Origin of the sequence: Rhizobacter koreensis (assembly GCF_013366375.1) — a bacterium.
GTDB classification, from domain to species: domain Bacteria; phylum Pseudomonadota; class Gammaproteobacteria; order Burkholderiales; family Burkholderiaceae_C; genus Schlegelella_A; species Schlegelella_A koreensis.
In genome coordinates this window covers 67,550-93,836 of the sequence record NZ_JABWMJ010000005.1, presented here as the reverse complement: position 1 = coordinate 93,836, position 26,287 = coordinate 67,550, and the positions used below count along the sequence as shown (strand labels likewise).

General features: G+C 73.1%; 27 protein-coding genes. 11 read left to right on the top strand and 16 right to left on the bottom strand.

The annotated features are described in order from the left end of the window. Window positions 1-141: 141 nt before the first annotated feature. Window positions 142-591, top strand: coding sequence for a hypothetical protein (locus HQN59_RS11970; RefSeq protein WP_176069333.1), 450 nt, complete (start codon window positions 142-144; stop codon window positions 589-591). 6 nt (window positions 592-597) lie between these two features. On the opposite strand, the gene HQN59_RS11965 is transcribed toward HQN59_RS11970, so the two are convergent. From HQN59_RS11965 to HQN59_RS11955, 3 genes are all read right to left on the bottom strand, one after another. Next, on the bottom strand, window positions 598-2,196 hold the full coding sequence (locus HQN59_RS11965; protein WP_176069332.1) for a tannase/feruloyl esterase family alpha/beta hydrolase: 1,599 nt from the start codon (window positions 2,194-2,196) through the stop codon (window positions 598-600). Between the two features lie 189 nt (window positions 2,197-2,385). After that, a complete protein-coding gene (locus tag HQN59_RS11960) occupies window positions 2,386-3,483 on the bottom strand; it encodes a mechanosensitive ion channel family protein (protein ID WP_176069331.1) in 1,098 nt (365 codons plus the stop codon). A 98-nt stretch (window positions 3,484-3,581) separates the two neighbouring features. Next, window positions 3,582-4,334, bottom strand: a complete 753-nt coding sequence (locus HQN59_RS11955; protein WP_176069330.1) for an NYN domain-containing protein — start codon at window positions 4,332-4,334, stop codon at window positions 3,582-3,584. Window positions 4,335-4,758: 424 nt separating this feature from the next. Between HQN59_RS11955 and HQN59_RS11950 the strand changes: the two genes are divergently transcribed. Next, a complete protein-coding gene (locus HQN59_RS11950; protein WP_176069329.1) occupies window positions 4,759-5,400 on the top strand; it encodes a LysE family translocator in 642 nt (213 codons plus the stop codon). A gap of 149 nt (window positions 5,401-5,549) precedes the next feature. Here the strand turns inward: HQN59_RS11950 and HQN59_RS11945 are convergent, their stop codons facing one another. From HQN59_RS11945 to HQN59_RS11920, 6 genes are all read right to left on the bottom strand, one after another. Further along, window positions 5,550-6,332, bottom strand: coding sequence for a metal ABC transporter permease (locus HQN59_RS11945; RefSeq protein ID WP_176069328.1), 783 nt, complete (start codon window positions 6,330-6,332; stop codon window positions 5,550-5,552). Next, on the bottom strand, window positions 6,329-7,258 hold the full coding sequence (locus HQN59_RS11940) for a metal ABC transporter substrate-binding protein (RefSeq protein ID WP_176069327.1): 930 nt from the start codon (window positions 7,256-7,258) through the stop codon (window positions 6,329-6,331). The genes HQN59_RS11945 and HQN59_RS11940 overlap by 4 nt, the downstream gene beginning before the upstream one ends. Then, window positions 7,239-8,492, bottom strand: coding sequence for a hypothetical protein (locus HQN59_RS11935; RefSeq protein WP_246294874.1), 1,254 nt, complete (start codon window positions 8,490-8,492; stop codon window positions 7,239-7,241). Before HQN59_RS11935 ends, HQN59_RS11940 begins: the two co-directional genes overlap by 20 nt. A gap of 70 nt (window positions 8,493-8,562) precedes the next feature. Then, window positions 8,563-8,973 (bottom strand): hypothetical protein, encoded by a 411-nt coding sequence (locus HQN59_RS11930; RefSeq protein ID WP_176069326.1) that lies wholly within the window; start codon window positions 8,971-8,973, stop codon window positions 8,563-8,565. A 196-nt stretch (window positions 8,974-9,169) separates the two neighbouring features. Next, entirely contained in the window at window positions 9,170-9,757 is a 588-nt protein-coding gene (locus HQN59_RS11925; protein WP_176069325.1) for a 5-formyltetrahydrofolate cyclo-ligase, read from the bottom strand. Between the two features lie 72 nt (window positions 9,758-9,829). Further along, window positions 9,830-10,291: a DUF2917 domain-containing protein gene (locus tag HQN59_RS11920; protein WP_176069324.1), complete on the bottom strand. Its 462-nt coding sequence runs from the start codon at window positions 10,289-10,291 to the stop codon at window positions 9,830-9,832. A 92-nt stretch (window positions 10,292-10,383) separates the two neighbouring features. On the opposite strand from HQN59_RS11920, the gene HQN59_RS11915 reads away from it, so the two are divergent. Together HQN59_RS11915 and HQN59_RS11910 are read left to right on the top strand one after the other, a co-directional pair. Beyond that, window positions 10,384-11,361, top strand: coding sequence for a LysR substrate-binding domain-containing protein (locus tag HQN59_RS11915; protein ID WP_176069323.1), 978 nt, complete (start codon window positions 10,384-10,386; stop codon window positions 11,359-11,361). 100 nt (window positions 11,362-11,461) lie between these two features. Next, window positions 11,462-12,145 carry a dienelactone hydrolase family protein gene (locus tag HQN59_RS11910; protein ID WP_176069322.1) on the top strand — a complete coding sequence of 228 codons (684 nt, stop codon included), beginning with the start codon at window positions 11,462-11,464 and terminating at the stop codon, window positions 12,143-12,145. Window positions 12,146-12,161: 16 nt separating this feature from the next. Here HQN59_RS11910 and HQN59_RS11905 read toward each other — a convergent pair whose 3' ends face one another. Further along, window positions 12,162-12,878 carry a 5-formyltetrahydrofolate cyclo-ligase gene (locus HQN59_RS11905; RefSeq protein WP_259372724.1) on the bottom strand — a complete coding sequence of 239 codons (717 nt, stop codon included), beginning with the start codon at window positions 12,876-12,878 and terminating at the stop codon, window positions 12,162-12,164. Between HQN59_RS11905 and HQN59_RS11900 the strand changes: the two genes are divergently transcribed. The 3 genes from HQN59_RS11900 (at window position 12,877) to HQN59_RS11890 (ending at window position 17,025) form a co-directional block, all read left to right on the top strand. Continuing rightward, entirely contained in the window at window positions 12,877-14,880 is a 2,004-nt protein-coding gene (locus tag HQN59_RS11900; RefSeq protein ID WP_176069571.1) for a lytic transglycosylase domain-containing protein, read from the top strand. The genes HQN59_RS11905 and HQN59_RS11900 overlap by 2 nt on opposite strands. 109 nt (window positions 14,881-14,989) lie before the next feature. Next, window positions 14,990-15,682 (top strand): glutathione S-transferase family protein, encoded by a 693-nt coding sequence (locus HQN59_RS11895; RefSeq protein WP_176069320.1) that lies wholly within the window; start codon window positions 14,990-14,992, stop codon window positions 15,680-15,682. Between the two features lie 101 nt (window positions 15,683-15,783). Then, window positions 15,784-17,025: a multifunctional CCA addition/repair protein gene (locus tag HQN59_RS11890; RefSeq protein WP_176069319.1), complete on the top strand. Its 1,242-nt coding sequence runs from the start codon at window positions 15,784-15,786 to the stop codon at window positions 17,023-17,025. On the opposite strand, the gene HQN59_RS11885 is transcribed toward HQN59_RS11890, so the two are convergent. Next, window positions 17,012-17,206, bottom strand: coding sequence for a DUF2905 family protein (locus tag HQN59_RS11885; RefSeq protein WP_176069318.1), 195 nt, complete (start codon window positions 17,204-17,206; stop codon window positions 17,012-17,014). The two genes, HQN59_RS11890 and HQN59_RS11885, sit on opposite strands and share 14 nt — an antisense overlap. A gap of 34 nt (window positions 17,207-17,240) precedes the next feature. Next, window positions 17,241-18,338, bottom strand: coding sequence for a class I SAM-dependent methyltransferase (locus HQN59_RS11880; protein WP_176069317.1), 1,098 nt, complete (start codon window positions 18,336-18,338; stop codon window positions 17,241-17,243). A gap of 18 nt (window positions 18,339-18,356) precedes the next feature. Between HQN59_RS11880 and ttcA the strand changes: the two genes are divergently transcribed. Then, window positions 18,357-19,355: a tRNA 2-thiocytidine(32) synthetase TtcA gene (gene ttcA / locus HQN59_RS11875; RefSeq protein WP_176069316.1), complete on the top strand. Its 999-nt coding sequence runs from the start codon at window positions 18,357-18,359 to the stop codon at window positions 19,353-19,355. A 53-nt stretch (window positions 19,356-19,408) separates the two neighbouring features. Beyond that, on the top strand, window positions 19,409-20,029 hold the full coding sequence (locus tag HQN59_RS11870) for a DUF4136 domain-containing protein (protein ID WP_176069315.1): 621 nt from the start codon (window positions 19,409-19,411) through the stop codon (window positions 20,027-20,029). Window positions 20,030-20,095: 66 nt separating this feature from the next. Here the strand turns inward: HQN59_RS11870 and HQN59_RS11865 are convergent, their stop codons facing one another. After that, entirely contained in the window at window positions 20,096-20,941 is an 846-nt protein-coding gene (locus tag HQN59_RS11865; RefSeq protein ID WP_176069314.1) for a DUF6279 family lipoprotein, read from the bottom strand. A 64-nt stretch (window positions 20,942-21,005) separates the two neighbouring features. Here HQN59_RS11865 and glmU point away from each other — a divergent pair, with 64 nt between their 5' ends. Then, window positions 21,006-22,379, top strand: coding sequence for a bifunctional UDP-N-acetylglucosamine diphosphorylase/glucosamine-1-phosphate N-acetyltransferase GlmU (gene glmU, locus HQN59_RS11860; RefSeq protein WP_176069313.1), 1,374 nt, complete (start codon window positions 21,006-21,008; stop codon window positions 22,377-22,379). 158 nt (window positions 22,380-22,537) lie between these two features. On the opposite strand, the gene HQN59_RS11855 is transcribed toward glmU, so the two are convergent. From HQN59_RS11855 to tsaB, 3 genes are read right to left on the bottom strand one after another with little or no spacing between them, the layout of a single operon-like run. Then, entirely contained in the window at window positions 22,538-23,512 is a 975-nt protein-coding gene (locus tag HQN59_RS11855; RefSeq protein WP_176069312.1) for a uracil-DNA glycosylase, read from the bottom strand. Beyond that, entirely contained in the window at window positions 23,512-24,012 is a 501-nt protein-coding gene (gene rimI / locus HQN59_RS11850) for a ribosomal protein S18-alanine N-acetyltransferase (RefSeq protein ID WP_342451187.1), read from the bottom strand. The genes HQN59_RS11855 and rimI overlap by 1 nt, the downstream gene beginning before the upstream one ends. Further along, on the bottom strand, window positions 24,009-24,722 hold the full coding sequence (gene tsaB, locus HQN59_RS11845) for a tRNA (adenosine(37)-N6)-threonylcarbamoyltransferase complex dimerization subunit type 1 TsaB (protein WP_176069311.1): 714 nt from the start codon (window positions 24,720-24,722) through the stop codon (window positions 24,009-24,011). The genes rimI and tsaB overlap by 4 nt, the downstream gene beginning before the upstream one ends. 104 nt (window positions 24,723-24,826) lie before the next feature. Here tsaB and dacB point away from each other — a divergent pair, with 104 nt between their 5' ends. Next, entirely contained in the window at window positions 24,827-26,287 is a 1,461-nt protein-coding gene (dacB, locus tag HQN59_RS11840) for a D-alanyl-D-alanine carboxypeptidase/D-alanyl-D-alanine endopeptidase (RefSeq protein WP_176069310.1), read from the top strand.

The following is a 26,287-nucleotide window of genomic DNA, read 5'->3' as shown; positions in this document are numbered from 1 at the left end:
CACTCGACGCCGCCGCCTGCCGCTCGTCGGCACGTCGGCGCAGCGGTGACGTAGCTCACGCCTGGCGCGTGCCGGCGGTCGCGCCGCGCTTCGGGTTCTACGGGCCCCCGTGCGAGACTTTTCCGCAGAGGAAAAGACGAGATGGCCTGGTTCGAGTGGTTGCGGAGACGAAGAGACACACGCCCGACGATCGAACGCGTCGGGCCCACGCTGCCGCCCGCGCACGCGACGACCGACGGCGGCGGCCCCGACTTCGAGCCGCGCAAGCCGGTGGCGATCGACCTGCGACCGCAGGAGCGGCTCACGAGCACGGCGAGCGCATGGGCCGAGAGCCTTCCCGGCCGCCTGCAGCCGGTCGCCCTTTGCCGCGACTACCCGCGCGTGGCCAACCGCATCGCCCTGTGCTGGAACGACCCGGTGCTCGCCGAGAGCGTGTTCTCCGACCTCCTGGTCGATCGCCGCGGCAACCGCCGCGGATTTCCTGGAGCCGTCATGGCCGACCTGCTGCGCCTGCACGGACTGCACGAGCGTCGGCTCGCGGTCGCGAGCATGCCGCCGGTCTGGTCGTGGGCGCAGCGGCCTCTGCGCTGAGCCGCGTCAGGGCGCGCTGCAGACGTAGCTCGCTGCCGCGTTGACGTCGCCGCCGGTATAGCGCGGATACATCGGGTACTGGCAGACCGGCATCGCCTTGGTCCCGCCGGCGATCGTGCGCGTGTAGACGAGCTGCGTCGGGGCGACGCCGTCCTCGACCCACTTGATGATCGCGTCCGACCAGTCGACGGCGGTGAGTGCGCTGCCGCCCGAATGGCCGGTGCCGGGCACGATGAAGAAGCGGCTGTTGTCCGACGGGTTCGCAAGGCCCGAGTTGCGCGCCATCGTGTGCATGGTGGCGAGGTTGCGCGCATGGTCGTTCAGCGAAAGGAGGCCGTCGGCGCCGTCGTGCCAGTTGATCAGCTTCTTGCCCGATGCAATGAACGCGGCGATCGCGATCTTGTCGTGGTCGGCACCCGCGTTCTGCAGGCCAGCCAGCGTCGGACCGTACCAGGTGTCGACCGTGAACGAGGCGCGCCTGGCGGCCGAGGTGAGCCAGCTCGCGTCACCGGTCGCGAGCGCCATGAAGCCGCTGCCGAGACCGCCAAAACCCGGGGCGGTCCAGTTGGCCCAGCCGTAGCCCGAGTAAATGGTCTGACCGGCTGCCGACGTGATGTTGCCGAGCAGGCTGCGCACGGTGGCGAGCTGCGCCGGGCTCAGGCAGATCGCCGGATCGCTGCTCGCACCGGGCTGGCCGCATTGCTGCGTGCCGACGTCGAAGTTGCAGCCGTTGTAGTTGGCGATCACGCCGTCGACGATGCCGTCGCGCGAATCGCAGGCCGCGACCGCGGCGTTGTAGACCGCCGTCCACTGCGCTTGCGCCGGCATCGCCGGCGTGCCGACGAGGCGCGCCATGTTCATCCAGGCGACCGTCTGGCCGGCCATGTCGAGGCCTTCGCAACCCGACACGACGCCGTCGTACTCGTCGGGCCAGCGCTGGATCGCGATGTAGGCGTTGCGCCCGCCGTTGGAGCAGCCGTTGAAGTAGGTGTGGCTCGCGCCGCGCTGGAAGAACGCCTGCGTCACCGCCTTGGCGAACGAGCGCGTCGTCTCGAGCGCGGCGTAGGCGTAGTCGGTGCCCGACTGGGCGCCCTGGGTCGTGCCGTTGACCCATACCGCCGGCCCCGCCTCGGCCGCGACCGTCGCGCGATTGCCGCCGTTCGACGCCGCGTAGACGGCGCCGCGGCGCCCCACGGCAATGCTGAGTGCGGTCAGGGACCCGGCGTTGTCGAGCGTCAGCGCCGACGGAATGCGACCGTCGAAGCCGCCGCCACCCTGCTGCCAGAGGCGCCCGCTCCAGTTGTCGGGCACCACCACCTCGATGTCGAGGTAGGGCGAGCGCGTTGCCAGAACCTGGCAGAACGCCGGCGTCGCGAGCGTCGCGTTGGACTCGTAGCGCTTGCTGGACGTCACCGTCGCGCCGGCGTAGGTCTTCCCCACGAGGCCGCTGCAAGTCGACGCCATCTGTGCCGCGCTCGGCAGCGACGGCGTGTCGTCAGCGCTGTCGCCGCCGCCACCGCAGGCTGCGAGCAACAGCGCCGCCGCGCAGGCGGCGAGCGATGGGAGGCGTTTGAAGTGGAATGCGAAGGATTGCCGGTGGGCCACGTGATGTCTCCTCAGGTCTCCCGCCGCGTGGGCGCGACGAACAAAGCCGACCGCCCGGTCGGTCTGTCTCAATGTAGGAGGCTGAGCGGTTGCCGGTGACCGGACAAACCCGCTGGCGGCAACGCCTCGGCGCGACTAGTGGCCGTCGGCGGGAGCAGCGATCGAGCAGCGCCGCGATGACGCCCCGCATCAACGCTCGGCCGCCGCCCACGCCGACAGCGCGCCGGGAGTGGCGCCGCGCGCCGACTCGACGTCGGTGCGCGCGCGCGGCAGCGCCGCCGGGTGTTCGCGCTGGATGAAGTCGATCAGGCCCTCGCGCACCTTGCAGCGCAGGTCGAAAGCGAGGCTCGACGATGCGGCGCTGACGAGGATGCGCAGCTGCATGCTCTTTTCGCTGGTGTCGGTGACCTGCACCACGCAGACGCGGCCGTCCCACTCGGACGCGCCTTCGCACAGGCGCCGCGCCTCGGTACGGATCGGCTCGACCGGCAGCGTGTAGTCGACCCACAGGAACACGGTGCCGAGCAACTCGGCGCCGCGCCGCGTCCAGTTCTGGAACGGGTGCTCGATGAACCACTGCAGCGGGATGATGAGGCGGCGCTCGTCCCAGATCTTGAGCACCACGTAGGTCGCGGTGATCTCCTCGACGCGGCCCCACTCGCCCTCGATGATCAGCACGTCGTCGATGCGGATCGGCTGCGCCAGCGCGATCTGCAGGCCGGCGACCAGGTTGCCGAACACCGGCCGCGCGGCGATGCCGAGCACCAGCCCGGCGACGCCCGCCGACGCGAGCAGGCTGGTGCCGACCTGGCGCGCCTTCGGAAACGTCATCAGCACGAACGCGAGGCCGGCGACGATCACCGTCGTGTGCGCGATGCGCGCCAGCACACGGGTCTGCGTCTGGATGCGGCGCGCCTCGAGGTTGTCGGCGAGGTCGAGCGGGTGCGAGGTGATCACCGCCTCGGCGACGCCATGAACCGATGCCGACGCCAGCCAGGTGACCGCAAGGATCGTCAGCACCGCGGTCGTGTGCTCGACCGCGCTGATGCCGGCGACGTCGCCCGGCACGCCCTGCCACAGCACCAGCAGTGCGAGCAGCGGCAGGATGAACTGCACCGGTTGGTCGATGCGGCGGAACACCGCCGCCAGCACGGTCGAGTAGCGCCCGACCCGCATCGCGATCGGCCGCAGCACGCGATGCGCGACGGTCGCGCCGACGATCGCGACGACGGCCAGCAGTGCGAGGCGGCCCCACGGAGCCAGCACCCAGTTGTCGGTCCATTCCATGCGGAGGAATGTAGCCGCGGGGTGCGGCGCACATCGTCGACCTCACGCGGTGACGACGTTCTTCGAGCGCGCTCCTGCCCCGACGAGCTGCGCGGAAGTCAGCTGTCCGATGCGTCCGTACGTGGCCTCAGGGCAACCCAGTAACCCGAACCGTTCTCTTGGGTGAGGACCAGATCAGGGTATGTGCGCACCATCTCGGCGAGGGCGGCGTGACCAAAGAGCTTCGGCGAAAAGCCTGGATCGGTCCGCTTGAGGTACTGACCCAACGCTCCGAGTCCGACCTTTCCGTCGGGGGCACCGGCGGCGAGCAGGCTGACCGCATGGATCAGCGCCTTGGGCCTGCGCTTGGGTAGCGCGGGTGCCGGCGCGGCCGGCTTGCTCTTGTCTGCCTCGGTCACGCCAGCTGTTGCGTCGGCCGCTGTCCATTCGAAGAACTGGTCACTCGCATTGCGCAATGCATCGGGCGTCTTCGCTTCCCCCACGATGTGGACCGTCGCTCCGCGTTCGCGAAGCTTGCGGCAGAGATAGGCGAAGTCGGAATCGCTCGTGACGAGGCAGAACGTATCCGCTCGACCGTCGAACAGTGCCTCGAGCGCATCGAGTGCAAGGGCGATGTCGGATGTGTTCTTGCCGGCCGCATAGGCGTACTGCAAGCACGGCGTGAAGGCAAAGCGGACCAGCGCTTCCTGCCAGCGCGAAGCCAGTGTCGTATGGCTGCCGTAGCCTCGACGCAGCACGATCCGGCCGAACTGCGTGACCACGCGCAGGGCGTGCGCGAGCACTTCCGGCGAGATGTTGTCGCAGTCGACCAGCACGGCCACACGCGCGTCCGCGGCTGCAAGCTGGGTCATGTCCAGGCCCCGAGTGGGGTCGCCGGATCATAGGAACGCGGGAGAGCCGCTGGTCATGTCGGGCCGCCGAATGCGTGAGCCAAGCCGCGGCAACGGCCGGCTTCAGCAGTCCGCTCCCTCGACTCCCGGCGATCACGACGACGAAGCCTTCGTCGGTCGCGTCATAGGGGCCGGCGCCGTGGAGCCGTGCGCTTCGGGCGGCGCGCGACCGCAGCCGACGATCCGGCGATCGAGGTGCCGGCCGCGCGGTCTGCCACGCTGCCCTGCACAGGCCCGACGAGTGGACCGTGTCGGAGTCTCAAAGGATCGGCGTCAATCGGACCGACGGCGCCTTTGCGCGCAAACTACGGGGCCAGGGGCAAGCATCGCCCCGTCGCCGACACCGCCCCGCTCCGAGCGGCGGCCAGAGTCCAAAGGTCCGACCATGCTCAGCCTCCCCGAACTCGCCTGGTTCGCGCTTGCCGCGCTGCTGCTCGTGCTGACGCCCGGTCCGAACATGATCTATTGCGTCTCGCGCACGCTGTGCCAGGGCCGCGCCGCCGGCGTGCTGTCGCTCGCCGGCGTGCTGGTCGGCTTCGTGTTCCACGTGCTCGCCGCCGCGCTCGGCCTCACCGCGCTCCTCGCCGCCGTGCCGTACGCGTTCGACGCGGTGCGGCTCGTCGGCGCCGCCTACCTGCTGTGGCTGGCGTGGCAGGCGGTCAAGCCCGACGGCCAGGCGCCGTTCGCGGCGCGCAGCCTGCCACACGACCCGCCCGCGCGGCTGTTTCGCATGGGGTTCCTCACCAACGTGCTGAACCCCAAGGTCGCGATGTTCTACCTCTCGTTCTTTCCGCAGTTCCTGCACCCGGACCGCGGCTCGGTGTTCCTGCAGAGCGCCGCGCTCGGCGCGGTGCAGATCACGATCAGCGGCCTCGTCAACCTGATGCTGGTGCTCGGCGCCGCATCGGTCACCGCCGTGCTGTCGCGCAGCGAAGGCTGGCTGCGCGCGCAGCGCTACGTGATGGGCAGCGTGCTCGCGCTGATCGCGGTCAAGATCGCGACCGACACGCGCAAGACCGCAGGCTGATCGGCGGGCTGCCGCCGGGCAAGGCGCCGACCGGCTGCGGCGGCTTTTCTGCAGCCACCAACTCGTGCGCCCTTGCGACCCGTGCGTGACCAAGCACGGGCGGGCGGCGCTCCCGCCCGTAGCCTGCGGGGCACACGAGCCGCGCCGGGTCAGCGCGCGGCGTTGACCGGCCGCTCGGCACCGCGCTTCGGCGCCATCGCGTGCGCGAGCGCGGCGAGGATCGCGAGGCACCAGACGATCAGCGCACCCGAAGGCAGATCGACCGCGGCCGAAAGGACGAGACCGCTGCCGTAGCCGGCTGCGCCGATCGCGTAGGCGAGCGGCAGGCGGCGTTCGGCGCGGTAGCCGCGCACGCCGAGCGCCGGCACGATCAGCGTCGCGAACACCAGGTACACGCCGACGAGCTGCACCGACACCGTCACGGCGATCGCGAACAGCAGGTAGAAGGCGCTGCGCGGCAGCGCGGCGATGCGCCAGAGGAACGCGCCGACCAGGAGCGTGGCGATCGCCGGCACGACGAGCTGCGGGTAGCCGACCCACAGGATCTGTCCCGTCAGCAGGTCGCGCAGGTGCTCGCCGCCGTGCGGGTTCTTGGCCAGCAGCAGGATCCCCGCGGTCGCCGCGAGCACGAAGACGACCCCGATCTGCGCCTCCTGCACCTCGGGCCAGCGGCGCTCGGTCCAGACCAGGAGCGCCGCGCCGGCGAGCGCCGCCACGGCCGCCGCCGCCTGCACCTGCCAGCCGTGCGGATCGACCTCCATCAGGCCCGCGAGGATCACCCCGAGCGCCGCGATCTGAGCGATCGCGAGGTCGATGAAGACGATGCCCTTCCTCAGCACCTCGGCGCCGAGCGGCACGTGCGTCGCGAGCACGAGCAGCCCGGCGGCGAACGCCGGCAGCAGGATCGCCGGATCGATCGCCGAGCCATTCATCGCGGCACGGCCAGCAGGCGGTCGAGCAGCTGGTCGTACAGCCCGGCCAGGGTCGCCGTCGGACCGTCGTCGGTGACCGAGCTCGGCAGCTGCAGCACCGGCACGCCGGAGCCGACCCGCTCGGCCAGCCACTGCGCGCCGCGCGCGTCCTGGTAGGTCGCGACGACGACGGCACGCGGCGGCACCGCACGGGTCTGCTCGAGCAGGCGCTGCAGGTGCGCCGCGCTCGGCGGCGTGCCGGGGCGCGGCTCGAGGTCGGCGACCTGCTCGATGCCGAGCCAGCCCCACAGGTACGCGAAGGTGGTGTGCTGGGCCGCGACGCGCATCCCGCGCAGCGGCGCCGCCTTGCGTTCCCATTGCGCGATGCGCCCGCGCCAGTCGGCCGACCACGCCTCCCAGCGACGCTGGATGTCGTCCCTGCGCGCCGGGTCGAGCTGCTGCAGGCGCTTGGCGACGCCCTCGGCGACGCTCAGCATCCGCTTCGGGTCGAGCTGGAAGTGCGGGTTGCCTTCGGGGTGCACGTCGCCTTCGAACGGCGAGCCTCCGGCGCCCGGACGCGGGTCGATCAGCGAGACGAACTCGGCGGCCATCAGCATGCCGGGCGCGCCGGCCTGCACCCGCCCGTTGCCGCTGCGCGACTGCAGCATCGGCAGCCAGCCCACTTCGAGCGAGGCGCCGGTGCAGAGCGCGACGTCGGCCTGCCGCATCGCGGCCAGCAGGCTCGGCCGCGCCTCGATGTGGTGCGGGTCCTGGCCGGCGTGAGTGGCGCTGCGGACCTGCGCATGCGGCGCGAGCTCGCGCACCAGCGCGGCCCAGTGCGGCTCGCAGGCGAACACCGTCAGCGCGTGGGCGGCGTTCGCGGCGAACGCGAGCGTGAGCGCGGCGACGCCGCGCGCGAAGAAGCGGTCAGAAGGTATGCGCAGCATGGGCACCGAAATTCAGGATGTATTGCAGATGAACGCCGCGCGTGCGTTCGTCGAGCTCGCCGCGGCCGCGTTGCTGGGTCACCTGCAGGCGAAGCGTCTGCATGTGGGTCGGCTTCCACGCGAGCATCAGCGCCGACTCGCGCAGCCGGCCCGTGTGGGCGTGGTCGTCGTGCGGCACGCTGACGCGCAGCAGGTCGTGCCGGACGCCGGCCTCCCAGCTGGGGTCGAAGCGCCACACCGCGCTGAGGTACTGCCCGCTGTGACGCGCCCGTGGCCCGACCTCGTTGTCGGCGCCGCGCACCTGCGCGTACTCGTAGAGCACCCGCACCTGCTGCTGGCTGTTGTTGCCGCCAGGGGCCCATTTCCAGGCGAGATCGGCGATCCACATGCGACGGCCGGCATAGGCGGCGCCGTGCGAGTGGCCGTGCCCTTCGTGCGCGTCGTGTTCCTCTTCCTCGAGCTCGCCTTCCTCGTGCTCGTGCTCGTCGGCCGCCTGCCGGCGGTTGTGCACCATCGCGAGCCCGGCCTGCCAGCTGTGACTCGCGCCGATGTCGCCGCCGGTCTTGGCCGACAGCACCGCCGCACCCGGCCGGCCCGACGACTGTCCGTCGACCAGCCCACGGCCGCGGAACACCTCGACGCCGAGCCGGAGGTAGAGGTCGGTCGGCGCGGTCCAGTTGACGCGCAGGCCGTCGTCGATCCAGTGATCGCCGAGAAAGCCGCGATACAGCAGCGGGCGCTCGACGAAGTCGTCGGTGTGCGGATGGAGCTCGTTCAGGTAGCCGAGCTGCGAGGCGAAGCGCCCGGCGCGAACCTGCAGGCCGGCCGGCAGCGTGCGCGACTGCACCCACGCGTCCTCGAGCTCGGTCTCGACCTTGCGCTCGTGGCTGTGCACGACCGCGGTCAGCTGGGCCTGCAGGTGCGCGCCGAGCGGGCCATATGCGGTCAGGTCGCTGTGCCCGAGCGCGAGACCCTTGTCGCGCAGACCGAGGCCGAGCTTGCGCGAGCCGACCGAGACGTCGAGCACGGCGCCGGCCTGCCAGCCCCCGATCGGCGTCGGCGCCTGCGCCGGAGCGGCGGTCTGGGCGGCAGCGCCGACCGGTCCGAGCACGGCGGCAGCCCAGAGCCCGGCGAGGCCGCCGCGACGAACCCCGCGGCGTGGATCACGCGATGTGCGACGCGTGCTGCGGATGGAGGACGGCAACGCGCCGCCCGCACTGGAGACGAATTTCATGTGGAACTTTCGCTGAACGGATGGACTCGGTCGCGCCGCGCCTGCAGCAGGACCGCAAACCTGGAAGGGATCAGCGAAAGTCCGGCGGCCCCCGAGCGTCGAAGAGCGCGGCCCAGCGCGCGACGAAGTCGGCTGCAAATGGCCGCAGCCGCTCGCGGGGCACCACGAGCAGCGGCAGCGGCAGCAGCGCCGCCACCGCGAGGGCGGTGCCGGTCATGCCGTCGAACAACGAGCACGCGCTCTTGCCGTCGTGCCTCAGGAAGAGAGCGGGGAAGCCCGGTTCGCGCACCTCGGCGGCCGGCGATCGGACGTGCTCCACCGCGGCGGATGTGCCGAGACGGACCAGGCTGCCCGCGTGGACGACGCGGTGCAGGAGGCCGAGCGACTGCGCAGCCACCAGCGCGAACACCAGCCACGCCACCGCGACCATGCGCCGGCGATGCCGAGGGCCGGGAGTCGCGGTCAGGGTCCGGAAACGCACGGGCGCCTTTATACAGGGCGCGCGGCGCGCAACCGAGCCGACGCGCGGCACGTCGAGCCGGCAGCGCCGCGCCGGCGCGGCCTGCCCGGCCGGTTCGCCGCTGCACGGGCGCGCCCGATCACGGGTCCGCCGCGCTGGCGCGTTCCGGCAGGCCGGAGGGCTGCAGGGCGCTCGTGGCGGTGCTCGCCGAGGCTGCTCAAGCGGCCTGCCACATCACGCCGTCCTCGGTGAGCACGACGTCGAGCGGTCGCTCGTCGCGGCCCGCCCGCAGCATGGGCAGGAAGCCGTTCGTGTAGGCGAGGCCGATTCGCAGCGGCGCCGGCGAGATCGCCGCCAGCGCACGGTCGAAGAAGCCGCCGCCGTAGCCGAGCCGCACGCCGCCCGGGCCGTAGCCGAGGCACGGCACGACCAGCATCTGCGGCGTGAACTCGGGCGTGTCCTTCGGCTTGGGGATGTCGAAGGCGTCGAGCTCGGTCTCGCAGCCCGGGTACCAGAGGTGAAAGCGCAGCGACGCCGACGCGCGGTCGACCACCGGCAGGCCGATGCGCCGCATCTCGCCATCGGGACGGCCCTCGCTCCAGCGATAGAGCGCCGGCAGCGGATCGAACTCGCCCTTGATCGGCCAGTAGGCACCGATCGCGGTCTCACCGCGCCCGGCAAGCCAGGCGCGCAGCACGCTCTGCAGGCGGACGGCGCGCTCGAGGCGATCGGGCAATGCCTGCCGGGCGGCGATCAGGCGTTTCCTGATCGCGGCGCGCGGGTCGGTGGGGTCGGCGGGGTTCATCAGCGGGCGGCAGTGCCCGCGATTGTGCGTGACCCGCGGCGCGCGTCGACCCGACGGACCGCGCGCGTGGCGTCAGCGGATGGTGGCGGTCGGCGCGGCGACCGTCCCGGCGCAACCGGCGGCCGCGCCGCCACGCAGCCGTTCGAGCCGCGCCCGCAACCGCTCGAGGCGCTCGATGCCCCGCGTCACCATCGCCAGCGACGACGCGACCAGGCGCGCGCTCGCGCCTGCCGCGACGCCCTCGACCGACGCGAGCCACGCCGCGACGCGCGCTTGCGGCTGCCAGGTGACGAGCGCGGCCGCGGCGGCGTCCCAGGGTTCGACGACGACCACGCGCGGATCGTCGATCGCGATCGACTCGCCGGGGCCGAGCACGTGGTCGTCGAGGTCGTTCGACCGCGTGACCCAGACCCGCCCACGCCGCACGTGCAGGCGGCCGGGACGGCGGCCCAGGCGCTGCGGCAGCACCCGGCGCAGCGGCACCGGGGTGCCGTCGACTGCCCATTCGAAGCCTCTCGCGCCGTGCTGTTCCATCATCAATCTCCCGGTTTTCCGAGTCGCTATGATCGACAACCACGCCCCAGGAATCCAATGAAAGCTGTGCGCACCATCGATGCGCGGCCGGAATGAATGGCCGGAACCGCCGCCCGCTTTCGCTGACCAACCTGCGGGCGTTCGAGGCGGTCGCGCGCTGCCTCAACTTCGGCGCCGCGGCCGACGAGCTGCACGTCACCCAGTCGGCGGTCAGCCGCCAGATCAAGAGCCTCGAGGACGAGCTCGGCGCGCCGCTGTTCGTGCGCGGCACCCGGCACGTGCAGGTCGCGCCGGCCGGGCTCGCGCTGCTGCGCACCGTCGAGCCGATGCTGCAGAAGCTCGACGCCTGCGTGCGGCAGATCCGCGACACGAGGAGCCGTCGCCGCGTCAATCTCACCACCTTCGCATCGTTCGGCTCGCTCTGGCTGCTGCCGCGCATCGAGGCGTTCCAGCGCGAGCAGCCCGGCATCGACATCCGCGTGTCGGCCAACGACGAGCTCGCCGATCTCGACGACCCCGACATCGACCTCGCGCTGCGCTACTGCATGCGCTCGCGCGCGCCCGAGGGTGCCGTGCACCTGTTCAGCGACACGCTCACGCCGGTGGTGAGCCGCGGCCTCCACGACCGCATCCGCAGCGGTGACGCCCCGCCGCTCGCGACGCCGGCCGACCTCGCGCGTCACACGCTCGCCGAGGAGGACGACAACCGTGCGAGCACCGAATACCTGAGCTGGCGCCACTGGCTCGAGCGCCACGGCCAGCCGGGCCTGCAGCCGCACCGCTGGCTTTACCTCAACTTCACCTACCAGCAGGTGCAGGCCGCGCTCGCCGGCCACGGCGTCGCGCTCGCGCGTGTGCCGCTCGTGGTCGAGGCGCTCGAGCGCGGCGAGCTGGTCGAGCCGTTCGGCCCGGCCTCGCGCGTCCGCAGCCCGTACTCGTACTGCATGATCGTCACGCCGGCCGGGCGCCTGCGCGCCGAGGTCGCGGGCTTCGCCGACTGGGTCGCCGAGCAGGCCGCGGCGACGCGGGCGGCGATCGGCGAGACGGCCGCCGCACCCGCCGTGGCCTGAACACGCCAGGCCTGCGACCTATCATCGGCGCGCCCTGCTCGACCCCGGCCGCCGGCGCGTCGAGCACCAGGCTCCCGTTCATCACCCGTCAGGATCGCCCATGAGCCCTTCGAACGAGACCGTGTCGCTGCAGGCGAGCGACGGCCACCGCTTCTCCGCCTACGTCGCGCGACCGGCGTCCGCGCCGCGCGGCGCCATCGTCGTGCTGCAGGAGATCTTCGGCGTCAACAGCCACATCCGCAGCGTCACCGACGGCTTCGCTGCCGATGGCTGGCTGGCGATCGCGCCGGCGCTCTTCGACCGCACCGAGCGCGACGTGCAGCTCGGCTACACGGCCGACGACGTCGCGCGCGGCCGCACGCTCAAGGGCGCGGTCGACGACGAGCAGGTGCTGCTCGACATCGCCGCGGCGCAGGCGCACGTGGCCGACGCCGGGCCGGTCGCGACGATCGGCTACTGCTGGGGCGGCACGATGTCATGGCTCGCCGCGGCGCGTCTGCCTGGCCTGGCCGCCGCGGTGGCGTACTACGGCAGCGGCATCGCCGGGCTGCTCGACGAGGCGCCGCGCTGCCCGGTGCTCGCGCACTTCGGCGACAAAGACTCGAGCATCCCGCCGAGCGCGATCGACGCCCTGCGCAAGGCGCATCCGCAGGTCGAGGTGCACGTCTATCCAGCCGACCACGGCTTCAACTGCGACCAGCGCGCGTCGTTCGACGCCGCGAGTGCCCGCACCGCGCGCGAGCGCACGCTGGCCTTCCTCGGCGCGCACGCCAGCAAGCGCTGACGCGCCCGGCGCGGGTTCAGGCGCCGACCACGCCGCGTTCGGTGACGACCAGCGTGAGCAGCTGGTCGTGCGGCGCGGCGGCCGCGGCCTGTGCGTCGATCTCGGCGAACGACCAGGCGACGCCGACCGAGGTGACGTGCGGATGCGCGGCGAGCCAGCGGTCGAAGTAGCCGCCGCCGTAGCCGAGGCGCCAGCCGTCGGCGCTGAACCCGACGCACGGCACCAGCACGACGTCGGGAACCACGCGCGGGCCGGCGCCGGTCGGCAGGCCCAGTTCGTCGCTGAGGCTCGCCACGCGGCGGTCCCAGCGCCGGTATTCCATCGCGACCGGGTCACGGCGCGCAAAAGGCAACGCGAGGTCGAGCGCCGCGAGGCGGGAGTCGGCCTCCAGCGCATCGGCTACGTTAAATTCGTGCCGCATCGGCGAGTAGACGCCGAGGCAGTCGGGCTCGAGCTCGACGATCACCGCGGCGAGTGCTGCGGCAAGCGCGCGAGACGCGTCTGCAGCAGCATCGCCGGCGGCAAACGCGGCGCGCTCGGCGATCAATCGGCGCCGCAACGCCGCGCGAGACGCGCTACCCGCCGGGTCCGACGACGAATCTTTCAATCCAGACGTGATGCCGTTCCAACGAATGACGACGACGATGCGGTGTGCCTGGCGCGCGACCGCCGGGGCAGTATATGAGCGGCCATGGCTGCGCCCCGCGGCCGCCGTGGCGCTCGTCGGCGGCATGCTGCTGCTCGCCGGCACGCCACCGCTGGTCGCTGCCGAGCGCTCGATGGCGGCCGCGGTTCCCGCGGTCGCGCCCAACCACGCGACGACCGTGCTCGATGCCCGCGAGGCGTTCCGCGCGCGCGACCGCCTGCGGCTGGCGTCGCTGCGTGCCGTCGCGAGTGCCGACCGCAACCCGCTGGCGCCCTGGATCGACTACTGGGAGCTCACCAACCGGATCCGCGACGCCCAGCCCGACGAGGTGAACGCGTTCGCCGCGCGCTGGTCCGGGAGCTACGTCGAGGACCGCCTGCGCAACGACTGGCTGCTCGAGCTCGGCAAGCGCCGCGACTGGACCAACTTCGCGCTCGAGTTTCCGCGCTTTCGCATGAACGACGACGGCGAGGTCACCTGCTACGCCCTGCTCGTCGACCACCTGGCCGGCAAGCCCGTGCGCGAGGCCGCCCTCGACGCGTGGCTCGCCGACCGCGATGCGAGCGACGGCTGCACGCAGATGTCGACCACGCTCTACGAGGCGCGGCTGCTCACCACCGCCGACGCCTGGCGCAAGGCGCGCCTGGCAGTCGAGGCGAACCGCCCCAAGGCGGCACGGCAGGCGGTCGGGCTGGTGGGCCCGGGCGCGTACGCGGCGCTCGGCGACGTGCTCGACAGCCCCGCGCGCTACCTGGCGCGCAACGCGTCCGCGAAGCGTCGCGAGGACGCCGAGCTCGCCACGCTCGCGCTGCTGCGCATCGCCGCCAGCGACGGCGACCAGGCCGCGGGGCTCCTGATGGACCATTGGGACCGCGAGCTGCCGAACGAGCTCGCCGGGTACGCCTGGGCCGCCGCCGCCAAGCAGAGTGCGATCGCGCTGCGCCCGACCGCCGCCGACCTCTACCAGCGGGCTGCGCGGGCGCGCCGCGGCGACGACCCGGAGCTGGCGCTGCCCGACGAGACGCTGGCGTGGAAGGTGCGCGCCGCGCTGCGGGCCGACAAGGGCCGGCCACGCTGGCAGCAGGTGATGCAGGCGATCGACGCGATGAGCGCAGGCGAGCGCAAGGACGCCGCCTGGGTCTACTGGAAGGCGCGCGCGATGATCGCGCTCTCGGGCGACAACGAGCAAGGCGAGGCGCAGCGCCGGCTCGCTCGCGCGCTGTTCCTGAGCATCGCCGATCAGTTCAACTTCTACGGCCAGCTCGCCGCCGAGGAGGCCGGCTCGCCGCAGCCGCTGCCGGCAAGGCCGGAGCCGCCGACGCCCGATGAACGCAGTGCCACGGTCGGCAACCCCGGCCTCGTGCGTGCGCTGCAGCTGATCGCGATCGGCCTGCGCAGCGAGGGCGTGCGCGAATGGAACTTCACGCTGCGCGGCATGGGCGACCGCGAGCTGCTCGCCGCCGCACAGCTCGCCTGCGACCGCGAGGTGTGGGACCGCTGCATCAACACCAGCGACCGCACCAAGCGCGAGATCAACATGGAGCAGCGCTTCCCGACGCCGTTCCGGCGCGACGTGCAGGCGCACTCGCGCGAGATCGGGCTCGATCCGGCGTACGTCTACGGGCTCATCCGCCAGGAGTCGCGCTTCATCATGGACGCGCGCTCGGGCGTCGGCGCCTCGGGCCTCATGCAGCTGATGCCGGCGACCGCGCGCTGGACCGCCAAGCGCATCGGGGTCGCGTTCTCGCCGCAGCAGATCACCGATCGCGACGTCAACCTGCGCCTCGGCCACGCGTACCTCAAGCTGGTGCTCGACGACCTCGGCGGCTCGCAGGCACTCGGCGCGGCCGCCTACAACGCCGGCCCCGGCCGGCCGCGACGCTGGCGCGAGGGCGCGACGCTCGAACCCGCGGCGTGGGCCGAAAACATCCCGTTCAACGAGACGCGCGACTACGTGAAGAAGGTGCTCAGCAATGCGACGTATTACGCCGCGCTGCTCGGCGACCCCAAGCCGTCGCTGCGCGAGCGCCTCGGCAAGCCGATCGGCCCGGCGATGCCGGGTGCGCGCAGCGATCCCGACCTGCCATAGCCCCGACTGCGCCGCGAGCGATGCGGGCAGCGCATCGACGCGATGCCCGATCGTCACCCATGGCGACACCGAGGGTCGCTAGGATGCGCCGACCACAGCGGGAGGCGGCATGCGGCTCTACATCGCAAACAAGAACTACTCGTCCTGGTCGCTGCGGCCCTGGCTGCTGCTGCGCACCATCGGCATTCCGTTCGACGAGGTCGCGCTGCGCCTCGCGACCCACGACGACTCCGACTTCAAGCGCACCCTGCTCGCGCTCGCGCCGACCGGCCGCGTGCCCCTGCTGATCGACGATGACGGCTTCGCGGTGTGGGACTCGCTCGCGATCTGCGAGTACCTGGCGGACCGCTTCCCGACCCGCGGCATGTGGCCGGGCGACCGCCAGCAGCGCGCACGAGCGCGCAGCCTCTGCGCCGAGATGCACAGCGGCTTTGCGACGCTGCGCAGCGTCTTCCCGATGAACATCGAGGCGTCGCTTCCCGAAGTCGGACCTCGGGTCGTCGCCGAGAACGACGCCGCGCGGCGCGACGTCGCGCGAGTCGACAGCCTCTGGTGCGAGCAGCTCGACGCGTCGGGCGGGCCGTTCCTGTTCGGCAGCAGCTTCGGCATCGCCGACGCGTTCTACGCACCGGTGGCGTCGCGCTTCGCGACCTACGCGGTGCCGATCTCGGGCCCGGCGCAGGCCTACGCCGACCGCATCCTGGCGCTGCCGGCGATGCGCGAGTGGGCCGAGGCGGCCCGCGCCGAGCACGACTTCATCCCCGACGACGAGCCGTACCGGACGCGCCCCGAACTGGTCTGATGCGGCGCGCCGCGGCGCGCGTGGTCCTCGCCAGCGGCCGCAGAGCCCTACGCAGCCGGTGCACGCCGGTTGCCAGTCCCGCGCGGACAATCAGCCGCGCCATGGCTCTCGAAACCTACATCGTCGGCGGCGCCGTCCGTGACCGCCTGCTCGGCCTGCCGGTGAACGACCGCGACTGGGTCGTCGTCGGCTCGTCGCCCGACGAGATGCGTCGCCTCGGGTTCGTGCCGGTGGGCGCCGACTTCCCGGTCTTCCTGCACCCGGAGACGAAGGAGGAGTACGCGCTCGCGCGCACCGAGCGCAAGACCGCCGCCGGCTATCACGGCTTCCAGACCGACGCGAGCCCCGCGGTCACGCTCGAGGAAGACCTGCAGCGCCGCGATCTCACCGTCAACGCGATGGCCGAGACCCCGGATGGGCAACTCGTCGACCCGTGGGGCGGCGCGGCGGACCTCGCGGCCCGCGTGTTCCGCCACGTCTCGCCGGCGTTCGCCGAGGACCCGGTGCGCATCCTCCGACTCGCCCGCCTCGCTGCGCGCTTCACCGACTTCGCCGTCGCACCCGAGACGACCGAGCTGATGCGGCAGATGGTCGAGGCGGGCGAGGCCGACGCGCTGGTGCCCGAACGCGTCTGGCGCGAGCTGTCGCGCGGGCTCATGGAGGCGAAGCCCTCGCGCATGTTCGAGGTGCTGCGCAGCTGCGGCGCGCTCGCTCGCGTGCTGCCCGAGGTCGACCGGCTGTGGGGCGTGCCGCAGCGCGCCGAGTACCACCCCGAAGTCGACACCGGCGTGCACCTGATGATGGTGCTCGACATGGCGGCGCGCCTCGAGGCGCCGCTCGAGGTGCGCTTCGCATGCCTCGGCCACGACCTCGGCAAGGGCACGACGCCGGGCGACGTGCTGCCGCGCCACATCGGCCACGAGCAGCGCAGCGTCGAGCTGGTGCGCGAGCTGTCGGACCGCCTGCGCGTGCCGACGCCGTGCCGCCAGCTCGCGGTGCTGGTCGCGCGCGAGCACGGCAACGTCCACCGGAGCGCCGACTTCGACGCCGCCGCGCTGGTGCGCCTGCTCGAGCGTCTCGACGCCTGGCGCCGGCCCGAGCGCGTGCCGGACGTGCTGCTCGCCTGCGAGTGCGACGCGCGCGGACGCCTCGGGCTCGAGGACCGGCCGTACCCGGCGCGCGAGCGGGTGCTCGCCGCGCTCGCGGCGGCGCGCGGCATCGACACCGCGGCGATCGCGGCGGCCGCGCTCGAGAAAGGTCAGACCGGCAAGAAGATCGCCAATGCGATCCACGCGGCGCGCATCGCAGCGGTGGCGGCGGCGTTGGACCTCACAACAACTTGATCAGCAGCCAGCCGAACCCGCTCAGCAGGACCGTGCTCGCGAACGGGATGAACCAGTCGCGGCCGAACAGACGAAAGCGGAAGTCGCCCGGCAGGCGGCCGAGCCCGAGCTTCTCGAGCCACTTGCCGATCGAGCTGAACACGACGAGCGCGACGAAGACGACGATCAGCCAGCGGATCACGTCGGCGCCTCGGCAGCGGTGAGCGGGGCGCGCGTCACAGCGTGTGGGTGCGGTCGCCGGCGACGAAGCCGATCGGATCGAAGTCGACGCCGCGTGCGAAGCCGATCACCTTGAAGAGCTCGCCCATCTCGTGCTCCGTGACGAGCTTCTGCGCGTCGATGCGGCTGCGCAGGTCGGCCGCATCGAGCAGCCCGGCGATGCCGCAGTTCATCAGGAAGCGTGCCTGCGAGGTGTAGCCGATCACGTCGAGCCCGGCGTCCTGCCCGGCGAGCGCGATGCCGCTGAAGTTGACGTGCGCGGTGATGTCCTTCTGGCCGACGTCGACGAGCGGGTCGGTGTCGGCCACGTGGGCGCGGTGGCACATGAGCGTGCCGCCGCTGCGCTGCGGGTGATAGTACTCGGCCTGCGGAAAGCCGTAGTCGACGAAGAACGCGGCGCCCCGACGCATCTGCCCGGCGAGCGTGGCGACGAAGGCTTCGGCCTGGGGGTGGATCTCGATCACGGTGCCGGGAACGAACGGGCCGTCCCACGGCGGCCGCAGCTCGGTCGATCGGTCGGACCAGGCGAAGCCGTCGCCGGCGACCACGACGCCGCGCTCGAGCCAGCGCGTGCCGTCGAAGTGCAGCAGTTGCACCGGCATCGCGTCGAGCACCTCGTTGCCGATGACGACGCCCTCGATCGCTTCCGGCCACGCGTCGGCCCAGGTCACGCGAGCCGCGTGGGCGGCGAGCCGCTCGCGCTGGCGCTCGCGCAGCGCGCCCGAGACGTCGACGATGGTGTAGCGCTCGATGCGCGTTCCAGGCGCGTCGAGCAGGCCGGCAGCGAGCGCGCCGCTGCCGGCGCCGAACTCGACCACGTGCGACGCGCCGGCGGCGTCGAGCGCCTGCGCGACCTGGACCCCGAGCGCGCGCGCGAAGAGGGGCGACAGCTCCGGAGCGGTCACGAAGTCGCTGCCGCTCGACGGCAGCGAACCGAACTTGCAGCTGTCGTTCGCGTAGTAGCCGAGCCCCGGCGCGTAGAGCGCGAGCGCCATGAAGCGGTCGAAGCCGATCCAGCCACCGGCCGCGTCGATGGCCTCGCCGATCAGCCGCGGGAGCGCGCTCGATACACTGGCCGGTTCGTCTTGCCCCATCGCCGGATTGTAGGAACCATGCCGCCGCCCACACCCGCCTTCGCCCTGCCGGACAGCGCCGCAGCGGCCGCCCCGGACGCCGATGCGCCCGCCCGCGGCACGCGCCGCCCGAGCGTCGAGCAGGCCAAGCTGAACAAGCGCCTGCACCGGCTGGTCGGCCAGGCCATCGCCGACTTCAACATGATCGAGGCCGGCGACAAGGTGATGGCCTGCATTTCGGGCGGCAAGGACAGCTACGCGCTGCTCGACATCCTGATCGAGCTGCGCGAGCGCGCGCCGACGCCGTTCGAGCTGGTCGCGGTCAACCTCGACCAGAAGCAGCCGGGCTTCCCGGCGCACGTGCTGCCCGAGTACCTGGCGAGCCGGGGTGTCGCGTTCCACATCGCCAACCAGGACACTTACAGCGTCGTCAAGCGCCTGATCCCCGAAGGCAAGACGATGTGCAGCCTGTGCTCGCGGCTCAGACGCGGCGCGCTCTATCGCGTCGCGAGCGAGCTCGGCGCGACCAAGATCGCGCTCGGCCACCACCGTGACGACATCCTGCAGACGTTCTTCATGAACCTGTTCTTCGGCGCCAAGCTGAAGGCGATGCCGCCCAAGCTCGGCAGCGACGACGGTCGCCACGTGGTGATCCGGCCGCTCGCCTACGTGCCCGAGGCCGACCTCGAACGCTGGGCCGCGCTGCGCGCGTTCCCGATCATCCCGTGCACGCTGTGCGGCAGCCAGCCGAACCTCCAGCGGGTGCGCACGCGCGCGATGCTCAACGCCTGGGAGCGCGAGTCGCCGGGGCGCCTGGACAACATCTTCCGCGCGCTCGGCGACGTGGTGCCGTCGCACCTGGCCGACCGGCGCCTGTACGGCTTCGAGGCGCTGGCGCCGACCGGCATGCCCGACGCGGAGGGCGACGTCGCGTTCGACGACCCGCTCGAGGCCGCCGACGACGGCGCCTGTGGCGCCGCGGCCGCGCCGATCAGCGTGGTCTCGCTGCATCGCGAACGGCCGGCGGAACCGCTCTGAGTGCGTCGGGTCCATCGGTTGCCCCGACCACCCTGGCAACTTCGGACCACGACATGACGTCACTCTCAGGCACGCGCGCGCGCAGCGTGCGCTTCGTCGCTGCCGGCGCCGCGCTCGCGCTGCTCGCCGGCTGCGCCTCGCTCGCCACCCTGAACGCCGAGGTCAGCAGCTACGGCGAATGGCCGGTCGGCCGCGCGACGCCGACCTACGCGTTCGAGCGCCTGCCGTCGCAGCAGTCAGACCCCACCGCGCAGGAGCGCCTCGAAGCTGCCGCACGCCCTGCGCTCGAGCGCGCCGGCTTCACGAGCGCTGCCGACCCGGCGCGCGCCGACGTACGGGTGCAGATCGGCGCCCGCATCACAGCCGTCGAGCGCTCGCCGTTCGACGATCCGTTCTGGGTCGGCCGCTTCGGCCGGCCTTGGGCGTTCCGGCATCGCCCGCTCGGCTGGGGCCCGGGCTGGTACGGCAGCTCGCCGCCACGCTACGAGCGCGAGGTGGCGCTGCTGATGCGCGACGGCACGAGCAGCACGCCGCTCTACGAGGCGCGTGCGACCAACGACGGCTTCGGCGGCGCGCTCGAGCGCATCCTGCCGGCGCTGTTCGCGGCGGCGCTCGCCGACTTTCCAAAGGCGGTTCCCGACCCGCACGTCGTCAGCGTCCCGCTCGCGCCCTGAAGGGGCCGAGCCACCCGCGGAGGTTGCCGTTTCCGTCTGCGGCGTCATGCCGCCGCAGGCGCGGTATCAGGCGGGCTCGCCGGCGAGCGCGCGCAGGTCGTCTTCCGAGCGCTTGAGCTTGCGCGCGGCGGTTTCACGCTGCGCCGGTGTGGTTCGGTTGTGCAGCGTCGCCGCGAACGCGCAGTTGTAGTCGGCCACGCGTTCGGCCTGGCGTCGGTACGCCTCGCGCGGCGAGCGCTCGGCGCGCTGGGCGTACGCCTTGACCGCCGCCGCGGCATCGGCCGGCGTCGCGCGCGTGGCGACGAGGGTGCGGATCGTCTGCAGCGCGTCCTGCTGGCGCCGCTCGCGCTCGGCGTAGAACTGCTCGACGTCGTACGGCGAGTCGGCAAGCAGCTTCGCCACGAGCTCGCGCTGGCCGGCGTCGAGGTCGCCGTACAGCATCTCGGCGCGCTTGACCGCGCGCTTGGCGGCGGCGCGCCGGCGCTTGACCGGGTCGGCCTGCATGTGCTCGTCCCGGTACTCGGCGTTGCGCTCGACGTTGCGACGCTCGATCTGCGCGATCTGCGCCGGGCTCAGCGTCACGAGGATCTCGCCGACCGCGGGCGCGGCGCGCTCGACCGCCGGGCCGATCAGGCCCTTGACGTCGCGCCAGAGCGCGCAGACGCGCTCCGGCGTGGTGTCGCCGGCAACGTCGCGGCGCGCCCGCGCCAGCAGCTCGGCGTAGTCGGGCAGCTGCTCGCGCCGGTGCCAGGCGAACCAGTCGCGCAGCGCCTCGCGGGTGCGCAGCTCCTGTGCGTCGTTGACCGCGATGTAGCCGTCGATCCAGCGGAACATGAAGCCCGGCGCCTGGCCGTAGCCGAGCTTGAGCGCGCTGCAGCCGGCCAGCAGCAGGACGAGGGCGCCGAGCAGCACGCCGATAATCGGCGCTCTTCGAACAGGCTGAGCCGAGGCGGACTTCATCGTGGCGCGTGCTGACATGGTTCTCGACATCGTGGTGATGGCCGCCGGCAAGGGCACCCGGATGCGCTCGGCGCGCCCCAAGGTGCTGCACCGCCTCGCCGGGGAAAGTCTATTGCAGCACGTGCTGCGCACCGCCCGCGCGCTGGCCCCGAGCCGGATCGTCGCCGTCACCGGGCACGGCGCCGAGGCGGTCGAGGCCGCATGCGCGGCGCCCGACCTTGCGTTCGCGCGCCAGTCGCCGCAGCTCGGCACCGGCCACGCGGTGCAGCAGGCCGCGCCGCTGCTCGACGATGCCGGCGTCACCCTGATCCTGAACGGCGACGTGCCGCTCATCGAGGTGGCGACGCTCGAGGCGTTGATCGACGCGTGCGGCGGCAGCCGCCTCGCCCTGCTCGGCGTGAAGCTCGCCGACCCGAGCGGCTACGGCCGCATCGTGCGCGACGGCGATCGCGTGCGCGCCATCGTCGAGCACAAGGACGCGACGCCCGCGCAGCGTGCGATCGACGAGGTCTACACCGGGGTGATGGCGGCGCCGACCGCCGCGCTCAAGCGCTGGCTCGGCCAGCTCACCAACGACAACGCAGCGGGCGAGTACTACCTCACCGACGTGGTGTCGCTCGCGGTGCGCGACGGCGTCGAGGTGGTCGCGAGCGACGCGCCGACCGAGGTCGAGGTGCTCGGGGTCAACAGCCCGCTGCAGCTCGCCGAGCTCGAGCGGCGCCACCAGGCGCGCCAGGCCGAGCGCCTGATGGACGCCGGGGTGCGCCTTGCGGACCCGGCGCGCCTCGACGTGCGCGGCGAGCTCGTCTGCGGCAGCGACGTCGAGATCGACGTCGGCTGCGTGTTCGAGGGCCGGGTCGAGATCGGCGACGACGTGACGATCGGCCCCTATTGCGTGATCCGCAACGCGAGCATCGCGAGCGGCGCCCGCCTGCGCGCCTACACCCACATCGACGGCGAGGCGCTCGGCGTCGAGGTCGGCGCCGGCGCGATGGTCGGACCGTTCGCACGCCTGCGTGCCGGCGCGCAGCTCGGCGCCGACGTCCACATCGGCAACTTCGTCGAGGTGAAGAACTCGACGCTCGCGCGCGGCGCCAAGGCGAACCACCTCGCGTACCTCGGCGATGCGACGGTCGGCGAGCGGGTCAACTTCGGGGCCGGCAGCATCACCGCCAACTACGACGGCGTGAACAAGCACCGCACGACGATCGGCGACGACGCCCACGTCGGCAGCAACTGCGTGCTGGTCGCGCCGGTCACGATCGGCGCCGGCGCCACGATCGGCGGCGGCTCGACGATCGGCAAGGACGCCCCGCCCGGCCAGCTCACGGTCGCACGGGCGCGCCAGACGACGCTCGCGGGCTGGCGGCGGCCGACCAAGTCGCGCTGAACGTCCGCGGCGCCGACCGCAGGTCGAGGCGCCCGGCGCGGCGCAGGCCTGTTCGCGCGACCGGCGGCGCCGCGATCCGGGCGAGTTGAAAGGCGCGAGAGCCTGGCCGCGGCGGCCGTGCATCGCCGGCGCGGCCGCAGGGAGCCGCGGGGCCGGACTCAGGTTGCGTCGCCCGACGTCACCGACGCCCGCATGGCCGCGGCCGCGCTCGCCCGGCACAGGTCGTCCCATGCCTTCGCCTTGTCGTCGCCGTGGCGCAGCAGGTGTGCCGGGTGAAAGGTCGCGACGACCGGCACCGCGGCGTCGTGGACCCGGCCGCGCAGCGCGCCGAGCGGCTCGTTGCGACGCAGCAGGCCGGGCGCGGCGAAGCGCCCCATCGCCACGATGACGTTCGGGCGGACCAGCTCGATCTGGCGCTCGAGATAGGGGCGGCACGCCTCGATCTCGACGGCGCTCGGGCTGCGGTCGCCCGGCGGGCGGCACTTGACGATCGGCACCACGCTCGCGCGCTGCGCGGGCAGCGCGGTGTCGGCGCGCGAGTGGCGCACCGCGCGCAGCATGTTGTCGAGCAGGCGGCCGGGCGCGCCGCTCATCGGAGCGCCGGTCGCGTCGTCGTCGGGCCCTGGCGGGTCGGTCACGACCAGCCAGTCGGCGCTGCCGGCGGCGCTGGCGAAGACGCTGTGGGTGCGCCCCTCGCAGAGCGGACACGCGGTGCACGCCGCCGCGCTGGCGCGCAGGCCCCCCCAGTCGAGGGTGGCGATCGCGGCGGCGCGCTCGGCGGCGTCGGCGGCCGGCATGAACGGCGTCGCGGGCGGAACGCCGGCAACGGCGGCCGGCGCTGCAACGGTGCGACCGGTGCCCGGCAGCGCGGGCGACGGCCCGGGCCGTGGCTCCGAAGCGGCCCCCGAAGCGCCGGGCAGCAAGCGCGCCTCCGCGCCCTCACGCGTGCGGGCGGGCGAACCGCCCGACGTGGATTCGGCGCCGCGCGCGCGTGCGTCGGGCACGCCGCCCAGCGCGCCGGCGGCGCCGTCGAGCGCATCGACCCCCGCCTCCCCGCCCACGGTCGCCTCGGGCAGCCACAGCCGCACGCCCATCTCGGCGAGCATCGCGCGCTGCCGCTCGGTCCAGCGCATCAGCTGCCCCCAACGGCCGGCGCGACGTCGAGGCTCATGACGAGCGCGTCCTCGCGGCTGCCGCGCGGAGCCGGGTAGTAGTCGCGGCGGACGCCGCGGCGCACGAAGCCGAGCTCGCGATAGACGATCTGCGCGACCGCGTTGCTGGTGCGCACCTCGAGCCACACCTGTCGCGCGCCGCAGCCGGCGGCGTGCTCGATGAGGTCGCCGACCAGCCGCCGCGCGAGGCCCTGCCGCTGCGCCGCCGGGGCGACCGTGATGTTGAGCAGGTGCAGCTCGTCGACGCCGGCCATCGCGACGTAATACCCGACGAGGCGGTCAGGCGCCCCGGCGACGCGAGCGAGGTGGCCGGCCGCCAGCGAATCGATGAAGTTGCCGCGCGTCCACGGGAACGGATAGACCGCGTTCTCGATCGCCATCACGGCGTCGAGGTCGCCGACCGTCATGGCGCGCAGCGGCGCCGCGGCCGCCGCCGCGCGGCCGGCTTCAGGCCCGCTCACGGCCGCGACGCCTTGGCGGCGCGCGCGGCAGCGCGCTCGTCGACGGTCTGGGCGACCTTGTCGCGCAGGTAGACCGGCAGCGCGAGCGCCGCGTCGAGCGCGCCGCCGCTTTCCAGGCGTCGCCGCGCGAGCGCGAGCATGCCCGCGGCGCGCGGCTGTGCGCCCGGAACGCGCCGCGCCGCGCCGGTGTCGAGCGCGGCGCCGAACGCGGCCAGTGCGCTGCCGGCCACCACCTCGGGCGGCTCGGCGCGCCAGCGGGCGCTCAGCGCCGCAGCGTTGGTCAGCAGCGGCGCGCGGGCGACCGCCCAGACGCCGTCGCCGTACACGTACTCGCCGGCGTAGATCTCCTCGATGCGGGCGTCCATCGCGACGGCGACGCGCAGCCGCGTTGCGCCCTCGCGCGCGTCCTCGGCGACCGCGAGCAGGCTGTCGATCGGCACGACCGGTTTGCCGGCGCCAAGCGCGAGCCCCTGCGCGACCGCGCACGCGGTGCGCAGGCCCGTGAACGCGCCCGGCCCCTGGCCGAACGCGATCGCGGCGAGGTCGCCGAGCTCGATGCGTGCCTCGCGCAGCAGGTCGACGATGGCGGGGACGATGAGCGCCGAGGCTCGCGGGCCGCCCGGCTCGTCGCGGGCGAGGATCCGGCCGTCGGCCTCGACCGCGATGCTCAGCAGTTCGGTCGAGGTGTCGAAGGCGAGCAGCGGGGTCATCGGGGGGACGCGGGGTTCCGGCGGCGGAACGGCGGCGCGGGCGCGCAGTTTAGCGGCCGCGCCACCGCGCCGATCGACGCGGCACGCCATGCCATGATCGGCCGATGGATGCCCGAACGATCCCCGTCGTCGCCGGTGGCGCGCTGCGGCGGCTGGCGGTCGCGGCGCTGGTCGCGCTCGCCGGCGCGAGCGCCGCGGCGGCGCCGCGCACGCTGCCCGCCGAGGTGGACGCGGCCCTCGCCCGCGCCGACGTGCCGCGCGACGCCTTCGTCGCCGTCGTCCAGGAGGTCGGCGCGCGAACCCCGCGCCTCGCCTGGCGCACCGACGTCGGCGTCAACCCGGCGTCGCTGATGAAGCTGCTGACGACCTTCGCGGCGCTCGACATGCTGGGGCCGGCCTACACGTGGTCGACCCCGGTGTGGCTGAACGGCCGCGTCGACGCCGGCGTGCTGAACGGCGACCTCGTGATCAAGGGCAGCGGCGATCCCAAGCTCGTGCTCGAGCGCGTCTGGCTGCTGCTGCGCCGCGTGCAGCAGCTCGGCGTGCGCGAGATCCGCGGCGACATCGTGCTCGACCGCAGCGCGTTCTGGGGCGTCGAGCAGAACCCGGGCGATTTCGACGGCGAGGCGCTGCGCCCGTACAACGTCGCCGCCGACGCCCTGCTGATCAACTACAAGTCGCTCGTCCTCACGTTCCAGGCCGACCCTTCGAGGAAGACGGCGCTCGTCAGCGCGGACCCGCCGCTCGCCGGGGTGGAGATCGACGCCACGGTGCCGCTCTCGAGCCTGCCGTGCGACGACTGGCGCGCGGCGCTGAAGGCCGACTTCAGCGACCCCAAGCGGGTGCGCTTCGACGGCGCCTACCCCGCGGCGTGCGCCGAGAAGAGCTGGCCGATCGCGTATGCCGACCCGCGCGCCTACAACGAGCGCGTGCTCGCGGCCGTCTGGCGCGACCTCGGCGGCACGCTTACCGGCCGGGTGCGCGACGGCAGCGCGCCGGCGACTGCGCCGACGTTCGAGTCGCGCTCGCCGACGTTGGCCGAGCTGGTGCGCGACATCAACAAGTTCAGCAACAACGTGATGGCGCAGCAGGTCTTCCTGACGCTCGCCGCCACCCAACGCGGCGCCGGCTCGCCCGAGGCCGCGCGCGACCTGCTGCGCCAGTGGCTCGACCAGCGCCTCGGCGCGAGTGCCGCCGGCGCGGTGATCGTCAACGGCTCGGGTCTCGCGCGCGAGACGCGCATCAGCGCGGGCCTGCTCGCGCGCCTGCTGCAGGTCGCATGGGCCAGCCCGCTGATGTCCGAGCTGATGAGTTCGCTGCCGGTCTCGGGTGTCGACGGCACGCTGCGCCGCTCGCGCGCGCCGCTCGGCCGCGCCCATCTCAAGACCGGCTCGCTGCGCGACGTGACCGGCATCGCCGGCTACGTGCTGGCAGCGTCGGGGCGACGCTACGTGGTGGTCGGCATCGTCAACCACCCGAACGCCGGCGCGGCACGACCGGCGCTCGACGCGCTGGGCCGCTGGGCCGCCAGCGACGGCACCGCGGCGGCCGAGACCTTCGAGTGA

What these genes read in the sequence shown, in the direction of transcription:
- HQN59_RS11955 (WP_176069330.1), bottom strand. Translation starts at nt 4,334, where the DNA reads ATGACCCAGCTTGCAGCCGCGGACGCGCGTGTGGCCGTGCTGGTCGAC.
- HQN59_RS11910 (WP_176069322.1), top strand. Translation starts at nt 11,462, where the DNA reads ATGAGCCCTTCGAACGAGACCGTGTCGCTGCAGGCGAGCGACGGCCAC.
- glmU (WP_176069313.1), top strand. Translation starts at nt 21,006, where the DNA reads ATGGTTCTCGACATCGTGGTGATGGCCGCCGGCAAGGGCACCCGGATG.
- HQN59_RS11855 (WP_176069312.1), bottom strand. Translation starts at nt 23,512, where the DNA reads ATGCGCTGGACCGAGCGGCAGCGCGCGATGCTCGCCGAGATGGGCGTG.
- HQN59_RS11900 (WP_176069571.1), top strand. Translation starts at nt 12,877, where the DNA reads ATGCTGCTGCTCGCCGGCACGCCACCGCTGGTCGCTGCCGAGCGCTCG.
- HQN59_RS11940 (WP_176069327.1), bottom strand. Translation starts at nt 7,258, where the DNA reads ATGCTGCGCATACCTTCTGACCGCTTCTTCGCGCGCGGCGTCGCCGCG.
- dacB (WP_176069310.1), top strand. Translation starts at nt 24,827, where the DNA reads ATGGATGCCCGAACGATCCCCGTCGTCGCCGGTGGCGCGCTGCGGCGG.
- HQN59_RS11945 (WP_176069328.1), bottom strand. Translation starts at nt 6,332, where the DNA reads ATGAATGGCTCGGCGATCGATCCGGCGATCCTGCTGCCGGCGTTCGCC.
- HQN59_RS11895 (WP_176069320.1), top strand. Translation starts at nt 14,990, where the DNA reads ATGCGGCTCTACATCGCAAACAAGAACTACTCGTCCTGGTCGCTGCGG.
- HQN59_RS11915 (WP_176069323.1), top strand. Translation starts at nt 10,384, where the DNA reads ATGAATGGCCGGAACCGCCGCCCGCTTTCGCTGACCAACCTGCGGGCG.
- HQN59_RS11890 (WP_176069319.1), top strand. Translation starts at nt 15,784, where the DNA reads ATGGCTCTCGAAACCTACATCGTCGGCGGCGCCGTCCGTGACCGCCTG.
- tsaB (WP_176069311.1), bottom strand. Translation starts at nt 24,722, where the DNA reads ATGACCCCGCTGCTCGCCTTCGACACCTCGACCGAACTGCTGAGCATC.
- HQN59_RS11970 (WP_176069333.1), top strand. Translation starts at nt 142, where the DNA reads ATGGCCTGGTTCGAGTGGTTGCGGAGACGAAGAGACACACGCCCGACG.
- HQN59_RS11880 (WP_176069317.1), bottom strand. Translation starts at nt 18,338, where the DNA reads ATGGGGCAAGACGAACCGGCCAGTGTATCGAGCGCGCTCCCGCGGCTG.
- HQN59_RS11950 (WP_176069329.1), top strand. Translation starts at nt 4,759, where the DNA reads ATGCTCAGCCTCCCCGAACTCGCCTGGTTCGCGCTTGCCGCGCTGCTG.
- HQN59_RS11870 (WP_176069315.1), top strand. Translation starts at nt 19,409, where the DNA reads ATGACGTCACTCTCAGGCACGCGCGCGCGCAGCGTGCGCTTCGTCGCT.
- HQN59_RS11905 (WP_259372724.1), bottom strand. Translation starts at nt 12,878, where the DNA reads ATGCCGCCGACGAGCGCCACGGCGGCCGCGGGGCGCAGCCATGGCCGC.
- ttcA (WP_176069316.1), top strand. Translation starts at nt 18,357, where the DNA reads ATGCCGCCGCCCACACCCGCCTTCGCCCTGCCGGACAGCGCCGCAGCG.
- HQN59_RS11925 (WP_176069325.1), bottom strand. Translation starts at nt 9,757, where the DNA reads ATGAACCCCGCCGACCCCACCGACCCGCGCGCCGCGATCAGGAAACGC.
- HQN59_RS11960 (WP_176069331.1), bottom strand. Translation starts at nt 3,483, where the DNA reads ATGGAATGGACCGACAACTGGGTGCTGGCTCCGTGGGGCCGCCTCGCA.
- HQN59_RS11920 (WP_176069324.1), bottom strand. Translation starts at nt 10,291, where the DNA reads ATGGAACAGCACGGCGCGAGAGGCTTCGAATGGGCAGTCGACGGCACC.
- HQN59_RS11935 (WP_246294874.1), bottom strand. Translation starts at nt 8,492, where the DNA reads ATGAAATTCGTCTCCAGTGCGGGCGGCGCGTTGCCGTCCTCCATCCGC.